We start from the raw sequence: 18,308 nt of genomic DNA, 5'->3' as shown, positions 1-18,308 counted from the left end.
TCTGGACCACCCACTGCGCTGCCGCACTCTCAGCCATCACTGAAGCCTTGACCGAGCTGGCAAAGAAGGAACCAGAGAAGGACCCATACATCGCCCGCAAGGACCTGTTCGACCTTTACTCGGCGGTGCAGCGCGTCAGCCGCGAACTGGCATCTGGACCGTGGAGGGTCATCAACAAGCAGGAGCTGTTGATTTCGGGGCCGGCAGGCATCGGGAAGTCGCACCTCCTGGCCGACTTTGGCGAGGGTCAACTGGAGCGCAAGCGGCCATTCATCCTCGTGCTCACGAACAGTCTGACGGAGGGAGACCCGTGGCAGCAGATCCGCGGCCTCCTAGACCTGTCGCAGGTCACGACGGACGAGTTCCTTGGAGCACTGGACGCTGCAGCAGAAGCCGCCGGCTGCCGCGCTGTGATTGCGGTCGACGCGCTGAATGAGAGGCACGGCATCGCGCTGTGGGAAACACATCTTCAAGGCTTTGTGGCGCTCGTGCGAAAGTTCCCACGAGTCGCACTCGCTCTGACCGTGCGCAAGACCTACGTCCATCTCCTCCCGTTGGAGAATCTAGAGCGGACCGACCACCCTGGTTTCTCAGGTAGGTCCGGCGCGGCGGCCAAGGCATACCTTGACCGCCGCGGCATTGCTCGACCGAGCTCTCCAAACCTGGCGCGCGAGTTCGAGAACCCACTGTTCCTGCGAACCTGCTGCACGTACCTCGACGCCGAGAAGCTCAAACAACTTCCAAAGGGATTGGTTGGCCTGAGCACCATCTTCGACTTCTACCTGCACGCCGTCGCGCGAAAGGTTGAACACGACCTCAAACTCGTTCCCCAGCTCAACATTCCACGCAAGGCGCTGAGCGCGTTCCTCCAAGCATGTGCCGAGCAAGGCGATGCTGGTGCACTCACTGTAGAGTGCACCTTCGAATTGCTAGAAGGCATACATCCGTCTGGCGGCCTCATCGACAAGAGCCTCTTCACGGCCTTCCTCTCGGAAGGCGTCCTGACCCAGGATGTCGAATGGCACGAGGGCGCTCCGAAAGAAATCGTTCGATTCACATTCGAGCGGCTGTCCGACCACCTGCGGGCTAAGCGTCTCCTTGAACAGGTCGACCAAAGCGACGTCCAAGGCTCGTTCAAGAAGGAACCGCTGGCAGGCTACTTCTCGTTCTTCGAATCATGGCAATTTGCCGGCCTGGTCGAAGCCCTTGCCGTGCAGATTCCAGAGCAATTCGGCCTTGAGCTTTTCGATGTGCTGCCTGACGACGCCTTGGGGAACGACACCCATTGCGATGCGTTCAGGACGTCCTTGGCGTGGCGCGCTCCGAAGGCCTTCACTAGTCAGACCGCAGATTGGGTGAAGAAGCTCTGCGATAGCAGGGGCCAGTCGCCCTACGGCTTGCTTCTACTTGTGAGCACCGAGCCCGACAACCCGCACAACGCCGATTGGCTCCACGACGAGCTTTGGCAACTGCAAATGCCGCAGCGGGACGCTACATGGTCCGTCTTCTTGGCCGAAGACGACTTGAGTGATGGAGGAGCAGTCGAGTCACTCATCGACTGGGCGTGGCAGGTGGATTCCGGCGAGGTCGACAAGGAACGGAGAAGGCTTGCCGCGCTCACCCTGACCTGGTTCCTGTCGACGAGTAATCGCGCCGTCCGCGACCGCGCGACCAAGGCTTTGGTGAACCTGCTGTCCAGCAATCTGAGCGACGGCGCCGAGTTGATTGGAAAATTCGGCAGCATCGACGACGCATACATCGCAGAGCGTCTGTTGGCGGCCTGCTACGGCGCGGCGATGCAAGGGGTCGACCGAAACGGCTGCAAGGTCCTGGCCTCCGCGGTGTGGACGAATCACTTCTCCGACGGTCGTCAGCCGCCTCTGAACCTACTCGCAAGAGATTTCGCACTCGGGATCCTGCTCTACGCGCTGAACCTTGGACAGCTTCCATCCCATGTCGACATCGATGCGTGCAAGGCCAAATTCACTTCAGCTTGGCCGCTTGAGGTCGTCACGGTTGAGGCCCTGGAGGAGTACCGCGGCAAGGGGTACGGAGACGCCATCTCTTCGTCGACTGACCAGCAGGGCGACTTTGGCAACTACACGCTCGGTGCTTGGATGCACGCGATTGTTGACATGCCTCGAGCCCTTGCGGGAAAGAGCACTCGGGAGCTCTTTGAGAACTGGCTGCAGGCGTTCGTTGAGAAGTCTGATTCAGAGCAATATGAAAGCTACGTCGCGCTGTTCAAGGCATCCACAGAATATCGCTTGCGCCCTTTCGGTGGCTGGGGTAAGGACAAGGAAGCGAAGCAGCAGCTGTGGAGTTCACTTGAGAAAGCTAATGAATCCTTCAAGGCTTCACTCAACGCCGGCCAGCTCGCGGAGTACGCGAGCTTTGCCGAACAGCACTTGCTAGAAGCAACTCGGATGAACAGCGACGACAGACACCCGCCAGAGGTTGAGCATGGCGCGGTGAGGCGTTGGATCTGCGAGCGCTCCCACAATCTAGGATGGAGCGAGGAGCTCTTCGAGAAGTTCGAACGTGGCGGCATCACCCATGATCGGATAGGGAAGCACAGGGTGGAGCGAGTCGGGAAGAAGTACCAGTACATCGCGCTGTCCGAAGCCATCACGCGCTTGGTCGATAACCTGACCGTGTGCTCGTATGAGGATGAGGGCTTACTGCGGGCCTTTGAGTATGGACCTGAGGGACGAGACATGAAGAGAGATCTGGACCCATCTCTTCTATTACAGAGCAGTCTCGAGTCCGGTTGGGATTCGGCTCCGCTCACCTGGTGGACACCGTCACCTCCGCAGCTTCCCTCCGGCGATACGAACGTTCTATTGGCCTGGCTGAGCTCCGACGACGGTCGTTGCAACGACGTGGGACAAATCGACTTGTGCAGTCCCGATGGCAAAAAGTGGCTCACAACGTACGGCTTCCGCCGCTGGAAAGTTCCTGGTCACGCGCGGCGCAATCACGTGGAGGCTTGGTCACGCATCACCTGTCTGGTCACCAAGCTGGGCTCCGGCGCGCAGCTGGCTCAAGAGCTTCTCAAAAGACATCGCGGCGATGTGAGTCGATTCGGGGAATACGAGCGGTTGGAGTGCTTCTTGGGTGAGCACGAATGGCGTGACATCAAAGAGATAGAACTTGAAACAAACTCCGGCGCGGGAATCCATACGCCGTATTCCGGCATCGTGGCCGCACTGCATGCAGAGGGCAACGACAAGGACAACTCGATTGATGAGACGTTCGACCTCCACCTGCCCACCTCGGGTCTAATGAAGCTACTCGGCTTGCGCCTGCGCGACGGGAGAACCCCCGAGTACACCGATGTCCAGGGCGTACTCCGTTGGCAAGACCCTTCATTGAAAGAGCGTGGCTCCGCTGCCGCCGTCGCCTCGCGCGAATACTTCCTCAGCATGCTCGCGAAGGCTGGCCTGGAGCCGGTATGGGTCCTCGCCGGTGAGAAGAACGTGTATGCGGGCCAGGACTTCGGTGCCTCCCGTGGTTTCGGTGGCAGCCTGTATCACACCACCGTTTACACGATGGACGCCGGGACAGTAAAGGTGGCGGGAACGATGACAGAGCGCCACAAGCCTAGTGCGGAGCAGCTGGGGGCGCTGCGTGATCGCGATCTGTGAGGCTCAACGGTTCCCAATCCTCAACCGCCTGACTGATTGCTTCGAGGTCCGAACCGCGAGCTCAACAATCGTCGGCGACTGGTAGCATCGGCTGCGTAGGCGCCCTTTGGATAAGTCCGCTCCAGACTGAACAGAGTCATTCATGATCGGCCTCGCGAATGACCGCTGCGATCAGCGCCGGCCATACTTCGCTGTAGAACGGCGTTCGATGAGTCAGCAGCATGCCCCTCTGGTGCTGGACGCACCGGGTAATGCTGAGGCAATTCCGTTGGTCCAGGTTGACACCAACTATCCAATCCAATTCCATGGCCCCGAAAAAGCCCAAGAGACCGAAGTCATCCACCGCTGCAGCTCCTGCAACAGCGCCGGCGGAAGGCGAGCGCCGAGCACTCCGTGGATATATCGGCCAGTATGAGCGAGCGGGCGCTGCCATCTACGCAGCACTCGAGCGCGACGAGCTGCTCTGGATCGGCGTCGCCGACCGTAACGCGGGTATTGCCGACGACCTGGTACTCGGCTTCGAAGGATTGGTGGTCGGCCACCAGTTCAAGACGTCCAAGTTCCCGGGAACCTTCACTGTTGAGACGCTGTTTACTGGTGCCAACGGCCTCTGGAAGCCCCTGGTTCATGCTTGGCAGTGCCTGCGCAAGGACAACCCGGGAAGTCGTGTCGAGATTCGCTTGGTCGTCAATGACTTTCCATCGACTACCGACAAGCCAGGCGACGGCACGCCGCCCCACAGCGCGGCATTTCTTGAAGAGTTCCAGCAGCATGCAAGTCGGTCGCTGGCGGATTGGTACACGCCGGAATGGAGCCGACTGGTCGATCACTTGCGCCGTGAAGCCGGCCTGAGCGATGGCGACTTCGAACAGTTCCTGCACAGCCTCCGTCTGGTGTACGGAACTGCGGCGGACTTCATCCAGTCGCACAAGCTGAACGCCGAGCAGGCGCGACAGGCGTCCGAGATTGCCAGCGTACTGCCCAAGCTGGTCGCCGACGCGCGCGACAAGGACAGATGGACTCGTGACGAGTTGCTTCGTGAGCTTGGCTGGCGTGATCCCGCCAAGACGCTACTCATCCATCGGTTCCCGGTCGGCGCCTATGTCCAGCGCAACCGCGACACTGAGGTCAAGCTGCTGGCCGCGCTGCAAAATACTGGCCAGGGCTACGTCTCACTCATAGGTCCGCCTGGCTCCGGGAAATCCACCCTCCTCCAGGTGGCGCTGGCCACCGAATCAAATATCAGGCTCGTCCGCTACCTGGCTTACGTGCCGGGCGCTGCCCAGGGCGTGGGTCGCGGAGAGGCCGATAACTTTCTGACCGATGTTGGCGCGCAGCTGCGCAACAGCGGTTTGATTGGACTGCGTCTTCGCGATGACTCGCTACATGAGCGACGCGAACAGTTCGGCGTCCTGGTGCGGCAAGCTGGGGAACGCTTCGACCGCGACGGGATCCGAACGATCATCGTCGTCGACGGGCTCGACCATGTGCCCCGCGAAGAGCGGCCGACCAATTCGCTGCTGGGCGAGCTACCTCTTCCCGCGGCCATCCCAAACGGGGTTGTGCTTGTCCTCGGCACGCAGCGGCTGGACCTCGCGAATCTAAAGCCCGCCGTTAAGGAACAAGCGGAGAAGAGCGACCGGCTGGTTCTCATGAGCCCCCTCCGCCGCGAGGAGGTCGCTCGGATGGCAGATGCACTTGGCCTGCCTGCCGACATTCCGCGATTGGAGCTGAACAAGCTCACGCTTGGCCACCCGCTGGCAACGCGCTACTTGATTCAGGCGCTGTTGCACGCGGACGAAGCCGGCCGCAAGCAACTGCTCAGTGGCAGGATGCCGTTCGACGGCGATATTGAGACCGTGTATACCGCCGCCTGGCGCGAAATCGCAAGCGACAGCGACGCCATGGACGTGCTGGGCTTCATCGCCCGGGCCGAGGCACCCATGGACCTGCGGCTGCTGGCCACGGTGGTCAAGGAGCCCGCGATCGAGCGCGCCCTGGTCGTTGCACGGCATCTGCTCCGCAGTTCACCCCAGGGATGGAGCGTCTTCCACAACAGCTTCAGGCTGTTCGTCATCGCTCAACCGCGAACCCGCCTTGGACGCGTCGACGTCGAATATTCCCAGCGCGTGTACCGCGACCTCGCCGAGCTGGCGAAGAACGCCCCGCACGAATCGGCGCAGCGGTGGCTTGAGCTGCGCTACCGCGCCCGTGCCGGCGACGCTGCCGATGTACTTGCGCTGGCGATGCCCGCTCGCTTCAGGCTGCAACTGGCTGACGGGCGTTCTATCGCCGAGATCCACGCCGATATCCGGCTGGCTCTGCTAGCAGTGCGTGGAACGCACGATGCGACTGCCTTCACACGGCTGCTGCTGTGTCGTGACGAAGTGGGCCGGCGCGAGACGGCCCTTGAGTATGCCAACCAGCTTCCGCTGGCGATGCTGGCGGTCGGGGACATTGATTCAGCCCTCTCTTTCGTGCGGTATTTTCCCGACCGAGGCTACGATGTTGTCGACGCCCTGTTGGCGCGAGGCGACTTCGAGCGAGCAAAAGAGCTGTTTGAGAGCATTGAGCCACTGTCGCAACTCCACACGTCGAAGTTCCAGAACCACGGACGCGACAACAATATCAAGGAATTCGAGAGGTGGGCAAGGCGCGCCGTCAACTTCCGAGACATCGAGCAGATCCAGACAGCGATTGACCACCTCGCCGCAGAGGGGCTACACCAGCCCGAAAAGCTGGATCCAGAAAGTGTCGCCTCGCTGCGCCAGCATTTAAGGAGGGAAGCCGCAGAGGCGACGCTCCTTCAGAAGGTTGGCGCCGATCCACAAGAACTCTGCAGCGGCCTCGGGGTAGCCGACGAAGACAAGCCGTCTGTAATGGTTCACGCAGGGCTTGTGGCAAGTCGGCGCGGCGACGTCGCGCAAGCGCTTGCCCTGTTTGATGCCGCTGCCGCTCTTCCTGGCTTCGGCGAGGTACCCAACGGCGACCGACGCCGTATGGCACTGATTGCATTTGAAGCTGGCCGTCGTGACCTAGCCCAGGCCCTATTCGACAAATTGGTCGCACCGATGATCTCAATGTGCGACGACGAGACGGACTTGGCTGGGCTAGGCTATCTCGTCGGCGCGGCGGTGCATCACGCCAGGCTTTGCACTTTGCTCAACCAGCCGCTGCCAAGTGCGACACCGTCGAAGCACTCCTTCCTTCATCCGATCCAGCAGCACGCCTCGACGATAGGCGTGCTACTAGGTCGCACCGCCGTCGACAACGCAACTGTGCCGGCTGGCAGCATCCGGGCCGAAGCCCGCGTTGCCCTTGGGTACATGCTACGTTTGACGCCAGAAGCCGGTAGCGAGTCATATCGCATCCAGCAGGCCTTCAGAGCGATCCCCGTGCTCGCGCAAGCGCTGCTGAGGCTCAGCGCCAAATGTGGCGAGGAGGAGTACCGCGCCGTACTTCGAGAAATTGACGCAGCTATCGCCTCGTCGACGCTGGGGGGTACTGCGTACCTGCGGCGCCGGCTAGCCGTCGATGCATATCGGGTGGACGCTGACCGTGCGGGGGCCGTCGACCGGCTCAACGCCCTCGTGACGGAACTTCAAGAGAGCACGCCGAGTGAACAGATTGACGGATTGGCGGATCTCGCCATGGCGTTGGCTGCGGTCGGGGACGTAGATCGGGCGAAACAGTTGCTGGCGACAATTCCTGAGCAATGCCTCGGCTACGCGCTGGCTCCCAAAAAAGACCCACAGTACGCAATTTGGCGGGACATCCTGATCCTTGCGAACACCACTGACCCGGAGGGCCGTGTCAAGCGAGTCTCAAACTTGATGCGCCAGGTCGGCGGCATGGCCGAAACGGAAGGCTCGGCGGCCGCGCATCGCCTGACAATGTCGCTCATTGAGGAAGCGATGCAGGTCGGGCCTCGCTTCGGCTTCGAGGTGTCAAAGACACTGGCGGATTGGCATCTGATTAGCTGGCCGAACCGCGTCGACCTACTCATGACGGGGATGGTCCGGCGAAGCCCTGACCTCGTCTTGCCTTGCGCAACTGTCTGGTGCGGGCTCTGCCTACCGTTCTACATGGAACCTCACTACCGGGATCCGTATCACGTCGGTGACTTCATTGACATCGCCGCCGACGGCGCGGGCCCCGGCCAGATTGAGCCGCTCACGCTGATGCTATTGGGGGCGATCGAGGTAGCCAGCAGAGCACACGAGAGGGCGGGACTGCTCCAGCGCCTTCGCACCGCAGCCAAAAGACATGGGTTCGCGTCCGCGGAGCTTGAAGCCGCTGTAGCCCGATGGATGTCAGAAGCGCCGGAACCTCGACACTCGTCCACGCCCAGCAAGTACGACTCAGAGGCCACTCTCGAGGAGCTTGAGCGCGCGTTTGAGGCAGATGGCGACGAGCTGAACTACAACGCCCCGTACCGTTTCAGAGATCTGGCCGAGAGAGCTCCGCTTCATCTGGTGCGGAGGATGTTTGAGCGTTGGCAGGTCTTGCGGGACGACGCGCGCTGCCGCTTCCTGATGGTAAAGCGGTTGGCTGCGGCGGGTGAGGTTGAGTACGCCAAGAAGCTGATTCAGGGCTACGAGACAAGCAAGGACCCCTGGAGCTCCTGGAGCCAATGGATGGGCGGCGGCAAGTTCCTTTACTTTGAGGCGAAGAAGCTCTTGGAGGGGCCATCCACGTCCCCAGCGGCCTTCGAGAACATCGTCGATTCAGTGACGGCGGGCCAGGAGAGTACCCAGTCGCTGCTGACAGACCTGGATTCGATATTGCCATTGATCAGCGCGACGCCGGCCTGGCCAGCCATCTGGTCGCTGCTTGAGGAGCAGATGGCCTGCACTCGCGAGTTTCAGCTGGGACGGTCACTCCAGCCGAGCGAACTACCGCTCAGCGACACCGAGCTTATGGAGGACTTGCTGCACTTTGCCTATCGACTTCCCGTTGCCGAAGTTCAGCGACACGCACGCAACTGCACGCTGCGCTTGGCAGGGCAAGCCGGACACGGTCAAGCTTTGTTCAAGTCCCTTATGCGGCGACTTCTAACAGGCGATTCCGATGCCCCCCTGCACGCGCTTGGAACGCTGCTGGCCGTTGACAGCGCGGGCCTTGCACCCGAGCTGGGCACTGCCGTGGCTGCGTTGGTAAGTCACCGCGATATCTCGATAGCAGAGTCAGCCGCACTCTTGTCGCATCGGTGGGGACTGGCAGTCTCTATGGACGCGAAGCCACTGCCGCTTTTCTATAGCCTCGAACTGGAGGCCCTCTCAGAGGGCGACCATGCCCTCAAGGACGAGAGAACTGGTGCGATGCGAGTCGAGTCGCCGCTTGGCTGGACCCAGATGCTGCGCTCGACAGCACAGCACCTTGCGCAGGCGGCAGGCATCGACGAGATGACAATCCGTCGGCGCGCGGCGATGCTCATCCAAGATTGGGGCGGACTTGAGGCATTCGGGCCCTCTGGTGTCAAAAGGCTTGAGGCTCAGCTTCGCGCCCTCGACATGCAGATCACATACCTGAAGCCCCATGCCTACATTGCCATTACCGCCCTTCGCCACGTCGCGGGCGAACTGCGGCTGGCCGGCAAGTTGAACGGCCGCGACAGACCGACGCTGTTGGAGCGTTTGGGTTGCCCTCTTCCGCCTCGCCCGCTGAGGCTCCCGCAAGTACGCCCCGAGTGGATCCGCATGCCGCTGTTTGACCGACATGCGGGTTGGTCCGAGCGAGGGAAGAAGTGGGTTGACGAGGTCGACAGCGACGTTGCGCCTTTCCCGGCACACCACGACGGTCAAGTCGTGGCTGAGGTATCGCGTATCAAGATCTTCACGCCACGCCAGTCAGAGCAACGCCTCTACCGATTTCGAGCACCCGCTGCACAAACTGACGGGGAAGACTTCGACCAGTGCTATGCCACGTTGCCCATCGCAGTCTGGCTTGGTCAGCACGTCGCCCTCGACAATGAACTGGCGCCAACGCTGGTAAGGCGAGTTGTTTGCTCTGTGGACATGGGCTTTGACGCAGCGACCTATCCGTTCGCGTTGTGCGCGAACTGGGTAAAGAGGCTTCGCTGGCGCGCGCATGACGAAGAACCGAGCGTCTTCCTCGATGCGAGCGGAGCAGCGGCCGCGAAGCTCTATTGGTGGCGTGACGCCGGCCCGGTCGATATTGATGCGGAGTCTATATGGGGCGAGGGTTGCTACCTCGTTCTGACGCCGGCAGGCCTCGAACAGCTCACCGCTGCTCGTGGAAAGGTGGCCCTGGCCATCAACGTGTTCGCAAGCAGGCAGATCAAGCAGCCAAGCAGCTACGGGCAATCTCACCTAAAGACGGCGAAGAACGGCTACTTGGTCTAAGCCGTCCACATTCAGCTGCGATGCCAGGCGAGAGAGCCCAGGCTGGCGCTGGCCTCTCTAACTCATTGCTGAGTTGCCCGAAAGTGCTCCCAGCGTCCTCACGGAGCGGACGCGGCCGGCTTCTGAGTGGTGATCTGCCCGACGAGCTGCGTGGCGCGCTGTTGCAGTGTTCCAAAGGCGTCGGAGCCGCAGCGCTTGCCGACGAGGCCTTCAACGGTCTCGCCAATAGCCAGCAGCTCGGAGTCGTAAAAGTCAGCGATGAAGGCCTCGAACTGCTTCCAGAACGCCGCTTGGATAGCGAGCGCGGAATCCCGGTAGGCCGGGCGCACGCCGTCGCTCGCGTCGCGGAACTCCAGGCGGTGCTAGTCCTGCTAGCGCTGCGCGTGCCACCGAGCCAACGGCGTCCTTAAGGCGAGCGCCGAGCTGCTGTGCGTCGCGCAAGGCCCCCAGGGCAACCTGGAACTCCTCGCGGGCGCCGCCACGCAAGATTCATCCGCACTTCGAATACCGACCTTCACTTAACCCCCTTAGGAGGATCAGTGAACAGTCTGAGGTCGCGGTTCGAATTACCCGTACCGCATCTCTCTGCGGAAGGACCCAGCCGCGGTGACCGTCACGCGTGACTTGCTTCACGAGCCACCGCCGCCCTCACGCGCGCCAGGTAGGTATGCCATTGCTCACGAGTGGCACTCAGGTCTGCCTCGTTCCATCTGCCGATACCAAGCTCTTCGGCCTTCGCCTCGATGCTGGTGCGCGTCTGGTCCCACGCGGCAACAGGCATACCCGGCCCCTCGTCGATGCCCTCTGCCTCCCGCAACTGGCGCGTCACGATGCTGAGCAGGTATGCCATCCCCTTCGGTGGACTCGCCTTGGTGCACACCTCCGCAGCCTGTTCAAAGACATCCACGGCGACGCCTTTGTCGACGAGGGCGCGCAACGTCGGATGCGAGGGGTTCACATCGGTCACGCCCTTGGCCAGGATGGCCTTGCAAACAGCGCCAGCTTTCGTTGACGTCCGGGCTTCACCGTCCGTGCTACCCCCCGCTTGCCGCGGGGACGATACCGTCTTCTCCGCGCCGTTCTCCCCTTCTGCTGTGGGTGCGACGGTAGGCAGGCCCCGATGATTGGGAGAGGCATCTCCACCAGCTACTGCCTTCACAGTCTCACGCTCCCGCTGTCGACGCTTTCTTTCCGTGCCTCTGTCGTCTTCACGCTCTCTCTTGGGTTGACGTCTTTCCCAAGCGGCCAGTCGACCAGTCTCTTTGGCGATCAGCGCTCGGTCCCGCATTAGTCCGTAGACCCGCTCCGCGACGCCTTCCTCCAGCCCGAGAGCGAAGTCCATCGATTCGAAATCCGGCACGCCGGGATTGCCCCGGTCCTCGGACTCACTCGCCGCCTCAAGCAGGCAGGCCCAGATAGCGATCACGTCGGCCATGGACGCACCAGCCTTCTTGGCGATCAACCCGAGCTTCGGGTCGGTCACTGATCCGTGATGCCATCTGAACCAATGCATATCCGCCATGACGCGTCAGACTTCCGATGCTTGCGTCTCGTTGAGCTTGGGGGATCGCGCATTCACGCCGTTCGCAGAGTCGACCTGCTCGACGATCCACGCGTCAATGGACGACTTCAGCCACACCGTGCATCGCCGGCCCAAGGACACGCTGCGCGGAAATTTCCCGGCCGACATGCGCGAGTAGATCGCGCTCTTCTTCAGACACACGCGACGCTCGACCTCCTGGATGCGGAGAAAGCGATCTCCTGGCGTTGCTTTGAGGACGGGTGGGGCTTGCATGTGGACAGATTCGGAATTGAACATGGAGCGAGGATCGCGCAGCAAAGGTGACATCGGCAAGGCATGGGATGTCACCCGGAAACCATCTCCCGGTCAGCCAAGCGACGGCCTTGAGGCCCTCTCGCTTCGCACTCGACCGCGTTCTTGACGCGCCGGAAATACGCCGGCCAGTGCTCGTGATCGGGACCGAGGTTGAACTCTCGCCACCGCCCAATGCCAAGTGCTTCGGCCTTGGCCTCGATGCTGGCCCGGCTGTGGTCCCAGGCAGCCTGCGACATACCCGGTCGCTCGCCGATGTCCGCAGCTTCCCGCAACTGGCGCTCCACGATGCCAAGCAGGTATCCCATGCCCTTGACGGGGTGCGCCCTGGTGCAAATCTCGGCGGCCTGCGCGAAGGTCTCCACGCCGACGCCTTTGTCGATCAGCGCGCGCAGCTTCGGATGCGACGGGCTCACATCGGTCACCCCCTTTGCCCTGATCGCCTTGCAGACGGTTCCCGCTTTCGTGGTGGTTTTCGGTTCGTCGCCCCCCACTTCCCCCGCTTGCGGGGGGTAGGGGGGTGTTCTCTTATCTCTTCTTCTCTCCTCTCCTCTGGGCGTGACTTGGCGTGACGTGGCGTGACATGGCGTGACACTGATCGATTCGGTGTGACTTGGTGGGACAACAGCCGTCACGCCTGCCGCTTCGCGTTCACGCTGGCGGCGCTTTCGTTCAGCGCCGGTGTCGTCATCCCGTTCGCGTTTGGGCTGTCGCCTTTCCCATGCAGCGAGGCGCCCGGTGTCGCAGTCGATCAGGGCACGGTCCTGCATAAGCCCGTACACGCGCGCGGTGGTGCCCTCATCCACACCGAGAGCAAAGTCGATGGATTCGAAGTCCGGCGTGCCCGGATGGCCGCGTTCCTCGGACGCGCTGGCCGCCTCCAGCAAGTAGGCCCAGATCGCGATGACCTCGGCCACAGACGTGCCCGCCTTCTTCGCGATCAACCCGAATTTCGGATCAGTGACCGTCCCGTGATGCCACCGGAACCAATGCATGTCCGCCATGGCGCTCAGCCCCTCCGCGCTTGCTTTGCGCCATCGGCCGCGGGCGAGAAGGCCAGGGTGTTAGCCCTCTCGATCTGCTCGTCGATCCATCTGTCGATGGAGGACTTCAGCCACACCGTGCATCGACGGCCCAACGAGATGCTTCGCGGAAATGCGCCGGTCGACATGCGCGCGTAGATCGCGCTCTTCTTCAGACACACGCGACGCTCGACCTCTTGAATCCTGAGAAAGCAGTCGCCTGGCGCGACTTTGAGAGGGGTTGGCGGCTCCATGCGGACGGGTTCGGAAGTGAACATGGGATGAGGATCACCGAGAGGAGGTGACATTGAGGAGGCCCAAGATGTCATCACCGGCTCCTCATCCATGGCGGCGTGCGCTGTCCAGCGTATCGCATTGGCGCTCAATCTGAGCGCTCAGAAGTCCCAACGAAACCGACATGAGCCGTTCCAGCGCGCCGCGGTGGCATGCATTGAAGAAGGGCGCAGGGCTTGCGTCGGAACAAGCCGCTTCGCGCCGGTCTTCGTCCCAGGAAAGCAGTTGGGCGAGCATGTGGGTGCCTTGCACCACGTCGCGCGCATCGTTCAGGAATTCGGCGAGCCGCTGCTGCGGGGGGCTCAGCCCTTCCCCTCGAACCCATTCGAAGGGCTTGAATTGAGCGGTGGGGCGATAGCTCGCGAACGAGCAGCCGGCGTCGGCGCCAGCGTGAGAAGAATCGGCCATGGGCCTCCAGGGACTTCGGTTTGCTAAAACCGCCGTCCCTGAGACCAATCAGGGGCGGCAGCTCGACGGGTTGGTCTACCGGGAAGTCCTTGCGGAAACCGGCCGGGCTTGCGCCCGCCCATCGAGCCGCCTAAAAAAATGGGGCACGAACGACAAAGCCGCAGACCAATGGCGGTAACTGCGGCTTTCGTCGCAGGACTTCTTCGGGAGACCAATCCCGACCTCGCTCATCACGAGGCAAAAGAAATGTAAGCGGTCTCGACCGCGCTCGTCAAGCCGCGCGGAGTTTCACCACGTCAGCACCACGGCGCAATTCATCGAGGTAGTCGGCCCACTTCTGCATCATCGAAAAACGTTCCACGCGAAACTCTGTGCGGTTGTAGGCGCGGCCGAGGCTGTCTTTGACGGCATGTGCGAGCTGTGCCTCGATCACCGACTCGTCGACGTTGAGACGTTCCGCCAAGATGGTGCGCGCGGTCGCGCGGAACCCGTGAGCGGTCACTTCGTCTTTGCCGAAGCCCATCGCGCGCAACGCGGCGTTGATCGCGGCATCGCTCATCGGGCGCTCGTGGCTGCGCTCGCCTGTGAACACGTAGGCGCTGCGCCCCGTCAGCGGGTGCAGGTCGCGCAACGCCTCAACGGCCTGCGTTGACAACGGCACCAGGTGGGGGGCGCCGTGCAGCTTGCCGACCTTCTTTCGCTTCATGCGTGCAGCGGGCACAGTCCACAGCCCGGCGTCGAGGTCGATCTCTTCCCACTTCGCATGCCGCAGCTCGCCCGGACGCAGCAAGACCATGGGGGCCAGCTTCAGCGCAGTCCGCACAACGTGCGTGCCCTTGTAGCCATCGCACGCGCGCAGCAGCTCGCCCAGGCGCTTGGGGTCGGTGATGGCCGGGAAGTGCTGCACGAGCGGTTTGCGCAAGGCATCCTTCAGGTCGCGGGCTGGATTGCTCGTCGCGCGGCCCGTGGCGACGGCGAAGCGGAAGACCTGGCCGCAGTTCTCCAGCGCGCGGTGTGCGGTCTCGACCACACCGCGAGACTCGATGCGACGAATGACCGTCAGCAGCTCAGGCGGGTCGATCTGCGCGATGGGGCGCGTGCCGATGTAGGGGAACACGTCGTTCTCAAGCCGGCCAATGATCTTGACGCCATAGCTCTCGGCCCAGTCGGCGCGGCGCACTTCGTACCATTCGCGCGCGACATGCTCGAAGCTATCGAGCACAGGCAAGCCCGCCTCGGCGCGCGCTGTCGCTTCACGCGCTTGGACATGCGCCGCACGGACAGCCTTCCTTGCCTCACTAGGGTCGATGCCTTGGGCAACCTTCCTGCGCGCGTCCTCGGCCCGCTCGCGGGCCAGGCCGATCCCGATGGTGGGGTAGGTACCGAGCGAGAGCGTTTTGCGCTTGCCGGCGATGCTGTAGTCGAAGCGCCATCCGTGGGCGCCGCCGTTCACGAAGAGCAGGATGTAGAGGCCGTCGCCATCGGAAATGCGCCTGCGCGGATCGCCGGGTTTGATGGATCGGAGAGAGGTGTCGGAACCGATTAGATTTCGTGGCATAACAGTTTTTCAGGTGCAGTAAGTGTTGCAGGAACTCAAGGTCGCACCCGAACAAATATCTAGTATTGGCGCGGCTTTCAAAGGATCTTTCGATCCAGTGAAGAGCCACCAACAAAACCAAAAAAGCCTTGCAGGTCAACGACTTGCAAGGCTTTTTTCTTTGCCGCGCCGAGCCCGGCAAGGGCTGGTCGATAATTCCAGCCGATGCTCCCGCCCTCCCACGCCCCCCTGAAAAGGCCTGCACTCCGCGCCGGCCTGCGGCGTCCGGGCACGGGCCTGATCCGCTGGGTGCTGCTGTGGTTCGCGCTGTCGCTCGGCGTGGCCGTCGCGTCGCCGCTCGTGCATCCGCAGACGGTGGAGCTGGTCTGCTCGAACGCCGGTTCGGTGAAGGCCATCGTTCACACCGACGATGGCGCGCAGGAACTGGGCGCGGGCCACATGGACTGCCCGCTGTGCGTGCTCAACGCGGCCCCGCCCGCGACGACGCCCGCCGTCGAACTGCCGGTGCCCGTGCCGATGGCGCGCGCGGTCCAGTCGATTCCATCCGCGCACGTCGCGGCGGCCCACGCCGCGCCCCTGCCGGCACGCGGGCCTCCCGCGTTCATCTGACGCTTCTTCCTCAGCTCCCGCGCGCGTGATGCATGCGGCCTCAAGGCGAGGCCCGCCCGCAGCGTGCGTTCCTGCAGCAACGAATCGGCACCCGCGTGCAGCGGTGCCGGAAAGAGAGATTTCCTCAGATGAACCGCATTCCCCATCCAACGCGGCGCCGCCTGCTGCTGTCCGGCGGCAGCCTCGCGGCGCTCTCGGCACTCGCGGCCTGCGACAAGGTGCTGCCCGCCAGCTTCAACGGCGTGGACATCACCGGCGCCAACTACGCGAAGGACTTCCGCCTGACCGACGCGGACGGCCGCGAACGCACGCTGGCCGACTTCAAGGGCAAGGCCGTGATGATGTTCTTCGGCTTCACCCAGTGCCCCGACGTGTGCCCCACCGCGCTCGTGCGCGCGGCCGAGATCAGGAAGATGCTCGGCGCGGACGGCGAGCGCCTGCAGGTGATCTTCGTCACCGTCGACCCCGAGCGCGATTCGCCCGTCGTGCTCAAGGCCTACACGCAGGCCTTCGACCCGAGCTTCATCGGCCTCTACGGCGACATGCAGCGAACCAGCGAGACGGCGAAGGACTTCAAGGTGTTCTACAGGAAGGTGCCCACCGGCTCCTCGTACACCATGGACCATTCGGCCTTCAGCTATGTGTTCGACCCCAAGGGCAGGATCCGCATCGTTCTGCGCCACGAACAGAGCGCGCAGGAATGCGCCGAAGACCTCCGCAAGATCCTGCAGTCCGCCTGAGCCTCATCATTCCAACCCAAGGAGATTCCATTCATGAAAAACCGTATCGCACACATCCTCGCCATCACCAGCGCCGCCTTGCTCACCGCGCACGCAGCGAGCGCACAGGTCACCGTCAAGGACGCATGGGTGCGCGCCACCGTGCCCCAGCAGAAGGCCACCGGCGCATTCATGCAGCTCAGCGCCGCGAAGGACACGAAGCTGGTCTCGGCGAGCTCGCCGATCACCCCGCTGGTCGAAGTGCACGAGATGGCCATGCAGGACAACGTGATGCGCATGCGCCAGGTCCCCACGCTGGAGCTGCCCGCCGGCAAGACCGTCGAGCTCAAGCCGGGCGGCTATCACGTGATGCTGCTCGACCTCAAGCAGCAGGTGAAGGAAGGCGACACCGTGCCGCTCACGCTCGTGTTCGAAGGCAAGGACGGCAAGCGCGAGTCGCTCGAGGTGAAGGCGCCGGTGCGGGCGCTGAATGCGTCGGCCCAGCCTGCGGGGCACGGCGGCCACAAGCACTGAGCGGCCACCGAGCGGCCGACCCGGCCAGCCCCTGCGCTGCGGAAACTGGCCGGAGGAAATACCCTGTTTCGGTGATGGCGCCGGTCCCCCGGACCCACAAGAATTGTTGACAAACATTCACAATTCATCCCCTCCCCGGCCGGCCCGTTCATGGAACGGATCGCACCGGGGCTCATGAGTTGTCCAGGAAGCCGGAAGGCGTTCTCGCCGTTCCGGCTCCGGCTGGGTAGCTCTGCGCGGCATCGATGGCCGAGGGAGGTGCACACAGGGGTTTTTCGGTGCCGCTCAGTTACCTCCTCCATCTGGAGCACGCTCGCCTGCCGATGCACGTGACCGACGCGCCGGACGTGCGACGTGTCTCCGTCCTGAAGGCAACCGGCCTCATCGAGGCCTCCATCGACCCGGCCTACGACACCGGGCACGGCAGCTACAGGCTGGCGCAGGCCGCGCTGGTGGTCTGCATCACCGAGGAGGGGCACGCCGAGATCGACCGGCTGCGCGGCCGCGACGGCATCGACGCGTCATCGAGGAAAGCATCGAAGGCGAAGAACCTCGAGCCGCTCGACTACCTGCGCGCCATAGAACGTTCGGCCTTCCCCCTTCGCGTGGAAGACCGGCAGGAGATCGGCTGCATCGAGGCACTCAAGCAGGCCGGCTTCGTCGATGCGGTCATCAGCCCCGCGTTGGCATGGAAGGACGCCGGCGGCGAGCCGCAGGAGCTGGCGGTGATCAAGCGCATCACGCCGTTCGGGCGCGCGCAGCTCGCGCGCGGCGCAACCAAGTGATTTCGCGGCATCCGGAATTTCGATGAGCCGGGCCCAAGACCCGGCCGGTTGCGCGCCGCGCGCCTACATCCGCGCAACGTCGAGCGCTTCGCACTGCCCTTCGATGCCGGCGTGCAGCATGCCCAGCGAAGCGATCAGCAGGCGCTGGATCGACGCGCGATGAGCATCGTCGAGCAAGGGCTGCGTTGCATCGCGGCGCCCTTCGTCCCATGCGAGCAGCTGCATCAGCGTGTGCGCGCCGTCGATCACGTCGCGCGCGTCGTTGAGGAACAAGGCTCGCCGTCGTTCCTCGTGATCGAGCCCGTGAACGGGATTCCAGGCGAACGGCTTGAACTCCGCGCCGGTTGTCTGCGCGGTACTTGATGATGAATCGGCCATGTTGGCCCTCCCTGTCGGTTCAGCTTTGCTGCAACCGTCGCATCCGCTGTCAAACGAAGGCGGCGGCTCGAACAGGTTGACAGACCGGGAACCGCTAGGCGAAACCGGCAGGGCGCGAGCCCTCCCATCCGAGCCGCCTGAAAAGGGAAGCCGGA

Annotated in this window: 14 protein-coding genes; 6 read left to right on the top strand and 8 right to left on the bottom strand. The window is 63.0% G+C overall.

Annotated features, from left to right (window positions below; translation table 11 throughout):
* The first annotated feature begins 47 nt into the window (after positions 1-47).
* Positions 48-3,647, top strand: a complete 3,600-nt coding sequence (locus EJP69_RS23705; protein ID WP_126472712.1) for a hypothetical protein — start codon at positions 48-50, stop codon at positions 3,645-3,647.
* A gap of 305 nt (positions 3,648-3,952) precedes the next feature.
* On the top strand, positions 3,953-10,012 hold the full coding sequence (locus EJP69_RS23700) for a P-loop NTPase family protein (RefSeq protein ID WP_126472711.1): 6,060 nt from the start codon (positions 3,953-3,955) through the stop codon (positions 10,010-10,012).
* A 98-nt stretch (positions 10,013-10,110) separates the two neighbouring features.
* On the opposite strand, the gene EJP69_RS23695 is transcribed toward EJP69_RS23700, so the two are convergent.
* The 7 genes from EJP69_RS23695 to EJP69_RS23665 form a co-directional block, all read right to left on the bottom strand.
* Entirely contained in the window at positions 10,111-10,341 is a 231-nt protein-coding gene (locus EJP69_RS23695; RefSeq protein ID WP_126472710.1) for a hypothetical protein, read from the bottom strand.
* Between the two features lie 284 nt (positions 10,342-10,625).
* On the bottom strand, positions 10,626-11,447 hold the full coding sequence (locus tag EJP69_RS23690; RefSeq protein ID WP_240652276.1) for a hypothetical protein: 822 nt from the start codon (positions 11,445-11,447) through the stop codon (positions 10,626-10,628).
* A gap of 93 nt (positions 11,448-11,540) precedes the next feature.
* A complete protein-coding gene (locus EJP69_RS23685) occupies positions 11,541-11,831 on the bottom strand; it encodes a helix-turn-helix transcriptional regulator (RefSeq protein ID WP_126472708.1) in 291 nt (96 codons plus the stop codon).
* A gap of 47 nt (positions 11,832-11,878) precedes the next feature.
* Positions 11,879-12,850: a hypothetical protein gene (locus EJP69_RS23680; RefSeq protein WP_126472707.1), complete on the bottom strand. Its 972-nt coding sequence runs from the start codon at positions 12,848-12,850 to the stop codon at positions 11,879-11,881.
* Between the two features lie 5 nt (positions 12,851-12,855).
* Entirely contained in the window at positions 12,856-13,146 is a 291-nt protein-coding gene (locus tag EJP69_RS23675; protein ID WP_126472706.1) for a helix-turn-helix transcriptional regulator, read from the bottom strand.
* A 61-nt stretch (positions 13,147-13,207) separates the two neighbouring features.
* Positions 13,208-13,570, bottom strand: coding sequence for a hypothetical protein (locus tag EJP69_RS23670; RefSeq protein WP_126472705.1), 363 nt, complete (start codon positions 13,568-13,570; stop codon positions 13,208-13,210).
* Between the two features lie 271 nt (positions 13,571-13,841).
* Positions 13,842-15,128, bottom strand: coding sequence for a tyrosine-type recombinase/integrase (locus tag EJP69_RS23665; RefSeq protein ID WP_126472704.1), 1,287 nt, complete (start codon positions 15,126-15,128; stop codon positions 13,842-13,844).
* A 204-nt stretch (positions 15,129-15,332) separates the two neighbouring features.
* Between EJP69_RS23665 and EJP69_RS23660 the strand changes: the two genes are divergently transcribed.
* The 4 genes from EJP69_RS23660 (at position 15,333) to EJP69_RS23645 (ending at position 17,775) form a co-directional block, all read left to right on the top strand.
* The gene (locus tag EJP69_RS23660) at positions 15,333-15,737 is read left to right on the top strand and encodes a DUF2946 family protein (protein ID WP_240652275.1); all 405 of its coding nucleotides are present in this window, start codon (positions 15,333-15,335) and stop codon (positions 15,735-15,737) included.
* Positions 15,738-15,865: 128 nt separating this feature from the next.
* Positions 15,866-16,477, top strand: coding sequence for an SCO family protein (locus EJP69_RS23655; protein WP_126472703.1), 612 nt, complete (start codon positions 15,866-15,868; stop codon positions 16,475-16,477).
* A gap of 33 nt (positions 16,478-16,510) precedes the next feature.
* Positions 16,511-16,990, top strand: a complete 480-nt coding sequence (locus EJP69_RS23650) for a copper chaperone PCu(A)C (protein ID WP_206169377.1) — start codon at positions 16,511-16,513, stop codon at positions 16,988-16,990.
* Positions 16,991-17,313: 323 nt separating this feature from the next.
* Positions 17,314-17,775, top strand: a complete 462-nt coding sequence (locus EJP69_RS23645) for a hypothetical protein (protein WP_093205694.1) — start codon at positions 17,314-17,316, stop codon at positions 17,773-17,775.
* A gap of 63 nt (positions 17,776-17,838) precedes the next feature.
* On the opposite strand, the gene EJP69_RS23640 is transcribed toward EJP69_RS23645, so the two are convergent.
* A complete protein-coding gene (locus EJP69_RS23640) occupies positions 17,839-18,153 on the bottom strand; it encodes a hypothetical protein (protein WP_126472702.1) in 315 nt (104 codons plus the stop codon).
* Between the last annotated feature and the right edge of the window lie 155 nt (positions 18,154-18,308).

The organism is Variovorax gossypii (assembly GCF_003965815.1).
In the GTDB taxonomy this organism is placed as follows: Bacteria; Pseudomonadota; Gammaproteobacteria; order Burkholderiales; family Burkholderiaceae_C; genus Variovorax; species Variovorax gossypii.
The sequence above is the reverse complement of the archived record's forward strand: the minus strand, read 5'-3'. Positions and strand labels throughout refer to the sequence as shown.

Coding starts and splice junctions, on each gene's coding strand:
- EJP69_RS23700 (WP_126472711.1), top strand. CDS start 3,953: ATGGCCCCGAAAAAGCCCAAGAGACCGAAGTCATCCACCGCTGCAGCT.
- EJP69_RS23690 (WP_240652276.1), bottom strand. CDS start 11,447: ATGGCCGACGTGATCGCTATCTGGGCCTGCCTGCTTGAGGCGGCGAGT.
- EJP69_RS23685 (WP_126472708.1), bottom strand. CDS start 11,831: ATGTTCAATTCCGAATCTGTCCACATGCAAGCCCCACCCGTCCTCAAA.
- EJP69_RS23680 (WP_126472707.1), bottom strand. CDS start 12,850: ATGGCGGACATGCATTGGTTCCGGTGGCATCACGGGACGGTCACTGAT.
- EJP69_RS23675 (WP_126472706.1), bottom strand. CDS start 13,146: ATGTTCACTTCCGAACCCGTCCGCATGGAGCCGCCAACCCCTCTCAAA.
- EJP69_RS23670 (WP_126472705.1), bottom strand. CDS start 13,570: ATGGCCGATTCTTCTCACGCTGGCGCCGACGCCGGCTGCTCGTTCGCG.
- EJP69_RS23665 (WP_126472704.1), bottom strand. CDS start 15,128: ATGCCACGAAATCTAATCGGTTCCGACACCTCTCTCCGATCCATCAAA.
- EJP69_RS23660 (WP_240652275.1), top strand. CDS start 15,333: ATGCTCCCGCCCTCCCACGCCCCCCTGAAAAGGCCTGCACTCCGCGCC.
- EJP69_RS23655 (WP_126472703.1), top strand. CDS start 15,866: ATGAACCGCATTCCCCATCCAACGCGGCGCCGCCTGCTGCTGTCCGGC.
- EJP69_RS23650 (WP_206169377.1), top strand. CDS start 16,511: ATGAAAAACCGTATCGCACACATCCTCGCCATCACCAGCGCCGCCTTG.
- EJP69_RS23645 (WP_093205694.1), top strand. CDS start 17,314: ATGCACGTGACCGACGCGCCGGACGTGCGACGTGTCTCCGTCCTGAAG.
- EJP69_RS23640 (WP_126472702.1), bottom strand. CDS start 18,153: ATGGCCGATTCATCATCAAGTACCGCGCAGACAACCGGCGCGGAGTTC.